Source organism: Novacetimonas cocois (genome assembly GCF_003311635.1).
GTDB classification, from domain to species: domain Bacteria; phylum Pseudomonadota; class Alphaproteobacteria; order Acetobacterales; family Acetobacteraceae; genus Novacetimonas; species Novacetimonas cocois.
On the sequence record NZ_QEXL01000058.1, the window covers coordinates 1 to 1,846 of the forward strand.

1 pseudogene is annotated in these 1,846 nt (G+C 71.0%); it reads right to left on the reverse strand.

Going from position 1 to position 1,846, the window contains the following annotated elements:
- Positions 1 to 1,846 (reverse strand): annotated as a pseudogene (gene traA, locus NJLHNGOC_RS15460) (Ti-type conjugative transfer relaxase TraA); the annotation flags it as partial.

Below are 1,846 nucleotides of genomic sequence, written 5' to 3' on the forward strand. Positions count from 1 at the left end.
CCGGCCGGCACCTGCGCGCGCTGCACACGCGGCAGCCGCAACCCGGCAAAGGGAGAGGCGGGAGCCTCACGCCCAACCCCACTTTCCCCCTTCCCGGCCCCGGCATCCATCCCGGCCGACACGTCTTTTTCCGCCGTCCGGCCACGCCCCCGCACGGACAGCTCCAGCCCGTCGAACATCCCGCGCTTCCGCTGTGCCGGTGCCGGATCCGGCGTACGGACAGCTTCGGCCTGCCTGTCCTTCCGGGGGCCAGCGACGGCCTTGCCGCGCTCCACCACGATCTCGCTCTCGGGGACATGCACCCCGCGCCGCCGCGCAAACCCGGCATCCCGATCCCGGACATGCGGGTAATCCAGCGTGGTATCCTTCAGCCGCTCGCGCGACAGCCGCCGCACCAGCCCGTCCCGGTCGCCCACATCATCCCGGCCCCAATGAACGGACACGCTCTCCCGGTGCCGTGACAGCGCCACATAGGCCCCGTGCCGGTCCATGCTCCCCGTCGCCAGCACATGCGCCCGGTCCACCGTCACACCNCTGCGATTTGTGGATGGTGGCCGCATAGCCATGATCCAGCGCGTCATAATCCGCCACCGACACGGACACGACCCGGCCNAGTCCCGGCACGACCCGGCCCGTCGAGCTGCACCGACAGCACGAGATCCCCGGCATCAGGCGACCCCACAATGCCCCGCACCGTGCCCAGCGTGCCATTCTTTACCCCCAGCTCCCGGTCATTGCGCAGGAAGTAGACCCGCTCCCCGTCCGCGAATACCCGCTCGCCCTGGACGGTCGGCACCAGCACGTCGTCACCCAGCTCACCCGCCTCCCTGCGGATCTCCCGCGCCGCCTCGTTCAGCGCCCGCACATCGACACGCCGGTGCGCCAGCATGATCTGGCTGTCCTCTGGCGCGGCCTGCCGCGCTTCATCCCATCCAGCCACCACCCCGGCCCGCGCCTCTTCTAGCGTGTCATGCCCGCGCACCAGGCCGGCCGCCTCATAGCGCTCCAGCGCCCTATCCGTCCGCCCGGTCGCAAGCTCCTTCGTGGCCGCCTGCTGCCAGCCTTCACGCTGTCGGCGCACGGTGGTGATTTCCACCGACCCGACCCGCTCGGCCACTGCCCGGAATGCCCCGCCAGCCTCGATCGCCTGCAACTGCTCGGGATCGCCCACCAGCACCACCTTGGCCCCGGCCCCGCGCGCGACCGACAGCACCCGCTCCATCTGCCGTGACCCCACCATGCCGGCCTCATCCACCACCAGCACGTCTCCGCGCTCCAGCAGGTCGAACCCACGCTCCCACGCACGCTCCAGGGAGGCCAGCGTCCGGCTTTCGATCCCGGCCCCGGATTCCAGCCCTTCCGCCGCGATCCCCGACAGCGCCGCCCCGCGCACCCGATACCCGGCCTCTTCCCATGCCGCGCGGGCTACCCCCAGCATGGTGCTCTTCCCCGTCCCAGCATACCCGACCACCACGGACAGGTCGCGGGACTTCGTGACCTCGCCCACCGCCAGCGCCTGCTCGTCCCCAAGCCCGTCCCGCGCCATCGCCGCCCGACGCACCGCCAGCGGCACCGCATGCCCCTGGGATCGCCCCATCGCGAGCGACGCCTCTTCCAGACGCTGCTCGACCCCGATCATCGCGCGCGTGGAGAACCGTTCCCGCCCATGCCCGTCTTTCCCGAGGGCGACCAGCTCCGGACATGCCTCCACCCGAACCATGACAGCACTGAACTGCGCGGCATCCGCCGTATGCCGGTCCACGAACCGCGCCAGATCCTGGCGGGTAAATGTGCTCTGCTGTCGGGTCAGCGCCTCCAGCGCCACATGCGGCTCGGCCAGCAACCT